Genomic DNA, 765 nt, shown 5'->3' on the forward strand with positions numbered 1-765 from the left:
AATCATCGTTTTCTTGTCCATTGTGATTGCTGTTGTGGCTGTGCTGACTTCCATCGTTCTCGTTCGGCGCGTAAAAAAACAAATCGCAGAAATGACCGATGTGCTGGTTGATGTGAAAAACGGAAATGGCAACCGGCGTATTCTGTCTGCAACAAATGAATTGACAGCACCTCTTGCCTATGAAATCAATGAGATTGTTGTGTCCTATGAAAGCAGACTTTCAACTGTACGGCAGACAGAAGAAACCAACCGCCAGCTTATGACGAGCCTTTCCCATGATGTTCGGACACCCCTTACCACTCTGATTGGGTATCTTGACGCTGCACACAAAGGACTGGTCACAGGAAAAGACCGGGATGATTATATTGAAACCGCCCGACGGAAAGCCCATGATCTGAAAGAATATATTGATGTGCTCTTTGACTGGTTCAAGTTAAATTCCAATGAGTTTGCTTTGGAAATCCAGAGCGTTGAGGCCGCAGAGCTGACAAGAAATATCCTGATTGACTGGATACCGATTTTTGAGGATAAACAGGTTGATTATGACATTGATATTCCCGAACAGCCTGTCCGGGTAAGATTGGATATGGACAGCTATATGAGGATCGTCAACAATCTCATTCAAAATGTAATCGCTCACAGCCATGCAGACAAAATCAAAATTGTCCTGTCAAAGAAGGAAAATAACATGGAGCTGCTGCTGGCGGATAATGGAGTAGGAATTGAGAAAGACGATTTGAAACACATATTTGAACGGCTTTATAA

The 765-nt window shown here is 43.1% G+C and carries 1 protein-coding gene; it reads left to right on the forward strand.

Annotated elements, in window-relative coordinates:
- Position 1 precedes the first annotated feature (1 nt).
- The coding region (locus ACESZP_RS17935) for a sensor histidine kinase (RefSeq protein ID WP_499709952.1) at positions 2-765 on the forward strand (764 nt) is incomplete at its 3' end.

It is taken from the genome of Candidatus Dorea massiliensis AP6, from assembly GCF_964245105.1.
Classification (GTDB): Bacteria; Bacillota; Clostridia; order Lachnospirales; family Lachnospiraceae; genus Laedolimicola; species Laedolimicola intestinihominis.